Consider the following 6,682-nt stretch of genomic DNA (forward strand, 5'->3'; position numbering starts at 1 on the left):
TCGAGAACAGACTCACGGACGATTCCCCTTGCGTGACACGAGCCTGCCCGAGGGGCAGGGTGAAGCCATCATGGACGATAGTTGAGAACTGCTGCCGGCAGGGCCGTGGGCGACCCGGCGGAACCTCATGGCTGCGCCGAGTGAGCGTAGCCAGGGGCACTCAACGGGATCAAGGCCGTCACCGACAGCGACTTCTGCTCGGAGACGGTGGCTTTCGCCCCCTGCAGCTTGTCGACGGACTGGACCACACCACCGGGGATCCCCAGCGCGACGTCGAGGTCGTGCGAGTTCCCGATGACGGTGAACCGGTAGGGCTGGGTGATCTTGGTACCGCCGGTCACGACGGTCCCGGGGTCGGCGTCGGAGAACCAGGTGCCGGCGACCACGCGTACATCGTTGATCTGCACCGCCTCCGCCCCCGCTGCGCGAAGCTCCTCCAAAGTGTTGAGCAGCATATCTGCTTGCACCTTGCCGTCGGGGTCGTTGACGGTGAGGACGATCCCCGGCCCGGTCGCCGCGACCGTGCCCGCGAGCACGCCCAACTGCTGTTCCTTGATCCGGGTCTGCTTCTGCGCCTCGGCCGCCTGCTGCGAGCTGTTCTGCAGCGTGGTCAGCGACTCCTGCAGCTGCTGGCGGTCGTCCTGCAGCCGCTGCTGCTTGGCGTCCACCTCGTCCAGCACCCGGACCAGGTCCTCCTGGCGGGCGCCGCGCAGCTGCGACTCGGTGTTGGTGGAGCGCACCTGGATGGCCAGGCCCAGCCCCAGCGAGAACAGCAGCAGCGCGACCACGATCTGCGGCCGGGACAGCCGCGGCGGCCAGAGCGCCGCGGCGAGCCGCTGACGCCCGGTCAGACGGTCCGGGCGGTCCGGCTGCCCTGCCCGGTCCGACACGACCGATTCGGTCGCCGCCGATTCGGCCGCCGGCTTCGTTCCGGACGGATCCGCCGCGTGGTGCGCGGGCTGGTGCCCCGTCGGCTGGTCCGGGGCAGGCGTCAGCGGCGTTGGGGGCTGCTCCCCCGACGCTCTCTCGTGCTGGCCCACCTGTCACTCCCGCCGCTTCCGACCTGCGCCGATCATCCTGCCATCCGTCCTACCCGGCCGGAGCACCGGGTGCACCCGCCTCATGCCCGGGCCGAGCCCGGAACTCCCGCGCCCCTAGGCCCGGAACACATGCCTTCTGATCGCCGCGGCATTGGAGAAGATCCGGATACCGAGCACCACCACCACACCGGTGGACAGCTGCGACCCCACTCCGAGCTGGTCACCCAGGAACACGATCAGTCCGGCGACCACCACGTTCGACAGGAACGAGACCACGAAGACCTTGTCGTCGAAGATGCCGTCGAGCATGGCCCTGATCCCGCCGAAGACCGCGTCCAACGCGGCCACGATGGCGATGGGCAGGTACGGCACCAGCCCCGCCGGGATACCCGGCTGGACCACCAGCCCGACGACGACCCCGATCACGAGGCCCAGTACGGCGATCACGGTGTTGCTCCTCCCCTGCCGGACGGGGTCGCGTACTGCAGGCCGCTCCTGGCCGCCGCAGGCAGATCCACCCGGTCCTCACTGCTGATGCTGTATCTGATGGCGTAGTCCGCCTTGAGCTGCTCCAGGTAGACGCCGCCGTCGACGTTCTGCTGGAACCCGCTCTCCATCCCGCTGCCTCCGATGGCGTCCACGGTGTAGGGGAGGACCAGCGGGTGGTTGTCGACCAGTATCGCGTCGCCGGCTGCGCGGATCGCCGACAGGGCGGTGAGCCGCTGGCCGTTGATCGCGACGCCCTCCGCGCCCGACTGCCAGAGCGCGTTGACCACCAGCTGGACGTCGCGGTCACGGACCCGGCCGGTGTCACTGAACCCGGCCGCGGTACGCGGGTTGTCCCCGCCGTCGGTCCCGGCCGACACCGCGTCGTCCAGGACCAGCCGTATCCCGGGTCCGTAGGCCGCGCCGACACCGGTGACCAGCTGCAACTGCTGCAGCTGCGCGGTGCTCCCGCTGCCGCCGGCACCGTCCGCCTTCGCCTGCTGCTGGAGCCGCTTCAGCTGGGCCCGGTCTTTGTCGATCTCCTGCTGCACCTGGTCGGCATTGGCCTGCGCCGTGCCCACCCGGGCGATCAGCTCCTGCCGCTCCTGGGCGGCCACCGGCGCGGAGGCCCTGACCTGCACCGCCCCCACCGTCAGCACCAGCGCCGCGAGCAGCAGCCCGCCCCCGAGGAAGAGCTTGCCGCGCAGCGTCCCGGGCATCCGGCTGGTGCCGTACTGGCCGCGGCTGCGGGCCGCGTCCGCGTAGCCGTCGTCGAGGGCGTGCTCCATGACATTGGTGAGCAACGACATGGACGCGTCGGGGCGCGAACTCCACTTCCCCGCGGATCGCGCAGCCCTTTCACCATCCGCCCCTGTCGTCGACATGCGCCACATCGTCGCACGTCGCGTCGCCGACACCGGCACAACTCGCGCCGCACGCAGCCAACCCGGCACAGGATCGTGACAAAATCCCGGACGCGCCGGGGGCCGGTGTCACGTTCTCCGTCGCGGCACCGGCCCCTCGATCCCCCTGCTGCGCCTCGCGGCTACTCGCGGTCGGTGGCCTCGACCACCGCGCTCCACTCGTCCAGCAGCGCCTGCGTGGAGACGTCGTCGGGACCCTCCGCCCACAGGTGGGTGACGGCCTCCGCGGGGTCGGGGACGACCATCGTCCAGCGGCCGTCGGTCTCCACCACCCGCACCCCGTCGGTGGTGTCCACGTGCCGGTCACCGGCCGCCTCCACCACCGAGCGCATCACCATGCCCTTGGCGGACCACGGCGTCGCCAGGTCGCGCCGGTGCACGTGCGCCTTGGGGATCCGCGCATCGATCTGACTCAGCGTCAACTGCGTCCGCGCCACCAGCCCGACCAGCCGGACGAAGGCGGCGGCGCCGTCGAAGATCCCGCTGAACTCGGGGATCACGAAGCGGCCCCGGCCGTCCCCGCCGAAGATCGTGCCCTCCGCCGAGGAGGCGCTGGTCAGCGCGTCCGGCGAGGTCGTGGTCCACTGCACCTGGGTGCCGTGGTAGGCGGCGACCTGCTCGGCGATCCTGGTCGTGGTCACCGGCAGCGCCACCTTGCCGCTGCGGCCCTCGGCCGCCACCAGGTCCAGGAAGACCAGCAGCGCCCGGTCGTCCTCGATCAGGTGCCCGCGCTCGTCGACGAACGACACCCGCTCGCCCACCGGGTCGAAGCGCACCCCGAAGGCCGCCTTGGACGAGGCCACCAGCTCACCGAGCCGCACCAGGCCGGCCCTGCGCTCCTCGGCCGACTCGGTCGGCCTGGCCTCGTTCATGCCCTGGTTGACGGTCAGCGCCTCGATCCCGAGCCGGCCCAGGATGCTGGGCAGGACCAGGCCGGCACTGCCGTGCGCTGCGTCGATGACCACCTTCAGCCCGGCCTCGGGCACCCCGCTGGTGTCCACGGCGCGCAGCAACGTTCCTGCATAGGAATCGAAGACGCTGGCGGGGAAGGTCAGGTCACCGATCTCGCCGGGGAACGCCCTGCGGTACTCCTGCCGGGCGTAGACCCGGTCGAGCTTGCGCTGGCCGGCCTGGGAGAGGTCCGCGCCGCGCTCGTCGAAGAAGAGGATGTCCAGCGAGTCCGGCACCCCGGGCGTGGTCCGCAGCATGATGCCGCCGGCGCTGCCTCGGGCCGTCTGCTGCCGGGCCACCGGCATCGGCACGTTCTCCAGGTCGCGCACGTCGATGGCGCTGGCCTGCAGGGCCGAGATCATGGCGCGCTTGAGCGCACGGGCACCGCGGGAGTGGTCACGCGCGATGGTGACCGTCGCGCCCTTCTTGAGCGTGGTCGCATAGGCACCGGCCAGCCGGACCGCCAGCTCGGGCGTGATCTCGACATTGATGATCCCGGAGACGCCGCGCACGCCGAAGAGGTGCTCCTGGCCGCGGGACTCCCAGATCACCGAGGTGTTGACGACCGCGCCGGCCTCGATGGTCTTGAACGGGTAGACGCGGACATTGCCCGCGATGATCGACTCCTCCTCGATCAGGCACTCGTCCCCGATCACCGCACCGTCGTCGATCCGCGCCGCCCGCATCACATCGGTGTTCTTGCCGATGACGCAGCCGCGCAGATTGGTCTGCGGCCCGATGTAGACGTTGTCGTGCACGATCGCCCGGTGCAGGAACGCCCCGCGCTTCACCACGACGTTGCTGCCGAGCACGGTGTTCTCCCGCAGCTCGACGCCGCCCTCCACCTTGGCGTAGTCGCCGATGTAGAGCGGACCGCGCAGCACCGCCTCGGGGTCCACCTCGGCGCCCTCGGCCACCCAGACGCCGGGGGAGATCTCGAAGCCGTCGATGTCGACGTCGACCTTGCCCTCGAGGACGTCGGCCTGTGCCTTCATGTAGCTGTCATGGGTGCCCACGTCCTCCCAGTAGCCCTCGGCGACGAAGCCGTAGATCGGCTTCCCCTCCTTGAGCAGCTGCGGGAAGACGTCCCCGGACCAGTCGACGGAGGTGTCCGCGGCCACGTAGTCGAAGACCCCGGGCTCCATGACGTAGATGCCGGTGTTCACCGTGTCCGAGAACACCTGGCCCCAGGTCGGCTTCTCCAGGAAGCGCTCGACCCGCCCCTCGTCGTCGACGATGGTGATGCCGAACTCCAGCGGGTTCGGGACCCGGGTCAGACAGACGGTGACCAGCGCGCCCTTGGAGCGGTGGAACTCCATCAGCTCGGTCAGGTCGAAGTCGGTGAGCGCGTCACCGGAGATCACCAGGAAGGAATCGTCCTTGAGCGCGTCCTCCGCGTTCTTGACGCTTCCAGCGGTCCCGAGCGGGGTCTCCTCATTCGCGTAGGTAAGGGTCATGCCCAGTTCTTCGCCGTCCCCGAAGTAGTTCCGGACGAGCGAAGCAAGGAATTGCACAGTCACAACGGTCTCGGTCAGCCCGTGTCGCTTCAGCAGACGGAGCACATGCTCCATGATCGGTCGGTTCACGACCGGAAGCAGGGGCTTGGGCATGCTTGAGGTCATAGGGCGGAGGCGCGTGCCCTCGCCTCCGGCCATCACAACGGCCTTCATGTCGGGTGGTTCCTCCTTGTGGCCTTGGCGGAGCTGTCATCCGACGGCCGACCCCGCCACGGGCGCCCAAGGGCCACCCGGCGGTCAGTCGACCGCGGTGCCCGTCCGTACCAGACGACGGGTCTGAACCGCGTACAGGATCCCTGCCCACCAATACAGCGTCGTACCCCACCAGACGAACGCCCATCCGATGATGAATGCCACACTCCCCAGCCAGTCACTCCTCTCTGTGAGCAGAAGCAACGGGAATGCGTACATCAGATTGAACGTAGCCGCCTTCCCCAGGAAATTCACCCCGGGCGGCCCGTACCCGTGCCGCCTCAGCACCGGCAGCAGCGAGGCGATGAACACCTCCCGCCCCAGCAGAAGCGCGGTCAGCCACCAGGGCATGATGCCCCGCCAGGTCAACCCGACGATCGTCGACAGCACGAACAGCCGGTCAGCAAGCGGATCGAGCAGTTGACCCAGACGGCTGATCTGCCCCCACCGCCGAGCGAGCTTCCCGTCCAGGTAGTCGCTGACCCCGCTCGCCATCAGGATGAGAATCGCCCAGCCGTCGTTGTGCGGCCCCCCGAACTCCGGCCACAGCACCAACCACAGAAACACCGGCACCCCGACGAGCCGCGCCATGCTGAGCACGTTGGGGATGGTGAGCACGCGGTCGGTCTGGACTCGCGTCTCCTGAACCTCCACCCGGGAGCCTCCTGGGACGAACGGACGATCGGACGATGTACGAAGCGGGCATGGGTATGGCTACGGGCTTGGGTACGGCTGTACAGGGACTTTACCTTCCCATGGAGTGAGGGTGAGCGCGTGGGGCTGGGGATGCGTACGGCGACAGGGGAGGCCGAGCGCCAACGCGGGTCGCGGCAACTGCAGGTGGCTTACATGGCGGGTCCGATGCCGCCCTCCGCCGCCCGTGGCTTGTTGCTGCTGCTCGCTACGCTCGCGGCGACAAGGGCGGGGAGGGGTGGCAGCTGGGGCCCGTTGCCGGGCGGCGGGGGGTGGGGCGGTGCAGAAACGTTCCTGCCGAGGCGTGCGCGGTTTGGGAGTGACTCGAACGTAGGGTCAGTGGCCCGAAAAGCGGGGCCTTGGACTAAACCGGGGTCACTTTCGGGACAAGGTGTCACTCGATCACGCCGTAATGCCCTATTTGCCCCAGTCCTGGCGTACCACGAGTGACCCGACGTCCCGAAATCGACCCCTGTTCGCGCGAGGCCCGGCGGCAGAACCGTTTCTGCACACCCCACATCCGACCTCCCACCCGGCAACGGCGCCCAGGACCGGCCCCGCTCCCCCGCTGTAGTTGGCCCGCGAGGCGGAGCCGAGCAACAGCAACAAGCCACGGGCGTGCCATTCGGCAACGGTGGCGCCATGTAAGCCACCCACAGCAGCCGCCCCACCAACGGCGGCCGGCCTCCCCATTGCACTCGGGCGGGGAATGCAGAAAAGCCCCCTGACCGGTGGTCAGGGGGCTTCCTGTTAATGATTGTTCGGCGGCGTCCTACTCTCCCACAGGGTCCCCCCTGCAGTACCATCGGCGCTGTGAGGCTTAGCTTCCGGGTTCGGGATGTTACCGGGCGTTTCCCTCACGCTATGACCACCGAAACAC

At 69.2% G+C, this 6,682-nt stretch carries 5 protein-coding genes and 1 rRNA gene; all 6 read right to left on the reverse strand.

Annotated features, from left to right (window positions below):
• Positions 1–125: 125 nt before the first annotated feature.
• A complete protein-coding gene (locus ABUW04_RS39035) occupies positions 126–995 on the reverse strand; it encodes a DUF881 domain-containing protein (protein ID WP_380569024.1) in 870 nt (289 codons plus the stop codon).
• A 159-nt stretch (positions 996–1,154) separates the two neighbouring features.
• Positions 1,155–1,487, reverse strand: a complete 333-nt coding sequence (locus tag ABUW04_RS39040) for a small basic family protein (RefSeq protein ID WP_030266499.1) — start codon at positions 1,485–1,487, stop codon at positions 1,155–1,157.
• The gene (locus tag ABUW04_RS39045) at positions 1,484–2,335 is read right to left on the reverse strand and encodes a DUF881 domain-containing protein (RefSeq protein ID WP_380569021.1); all 852 of its coding nucleotides are present in this window, start codon (positions 2,333–2,335) and stop codon (positions 1,484–1,486) included. The genes ABUW04_RS39040 and ABUW04_RS39045 overlap by 4 nt, the downstream gene beginning before the upstream one ends.
• A 236-nt stretch (positions 2,336–2,571) precedes the next feature.
• The gene (locus ABUW04_RS39050) at positions 2,572–5,070 is read right to left on the reverse strand and encodes a sugar phosphate nucleotidyltransferase (RefSeq protein WP_380569022.1); all 2,499 of its coding nucleotides are present in this window, start codon (positions 5,068–5,070) and stop codon (positions 2,572–2,574) included.
• Positions 5,071–5,154: 84 nt separating this feature from the next.
• The gene (locus ABUW04_RS39055) at positions 5,155–5,763 is read right to left on the reverse strand and encodes a CDP-alcohol phosphatidyltransferase family protein (RefSeq protein ID WP_030266508.1); all 609 of its coding nucleotides are present in this window, start codon (positions 5,761–5,763) and stop codon (positions 5,155–5,157) included.
• Positions 5,764–6,561: 798 nt separating this feature from the next.
• Positions 6,562–6,678: ribosomal RNA gene (gene rrf, locus ABUW04_RS39060) — 5S ribosomal RNA — on the reverse strand.
• Positions 6,679–6,682: the final 4 nt, after the last annotated feature.

Source organism: Streptacidiphilus jeojiensis (genome assembly GCF_042510965.1).
Lineage (GTDB): Bacteria > Actinomycetota > Actinomycetes > Streptomycetales > Streptomycetaceae > Streptacidiphilus > Streptacidiphilus jeojiensis.

What these genes read in the sequence shown, in the direction of transcription:
- ABUW04_RS39045 (WP_380569021.1), bottom strand. Translation starts at nt 2,335, where the DNA reads ATGTCGTTGCTCACCAATGTCATGGAGCACGCCCTCGACGACGGCTAC.
- ABUW04_RS39050 (WP_380569022.1), bottom strand. Translation starts at nt 5,070, where the DNA reads ATGAAGGCCGTTGTGATGGCCGGAGGCGAGGGCACGCGCCTCCGCCCT.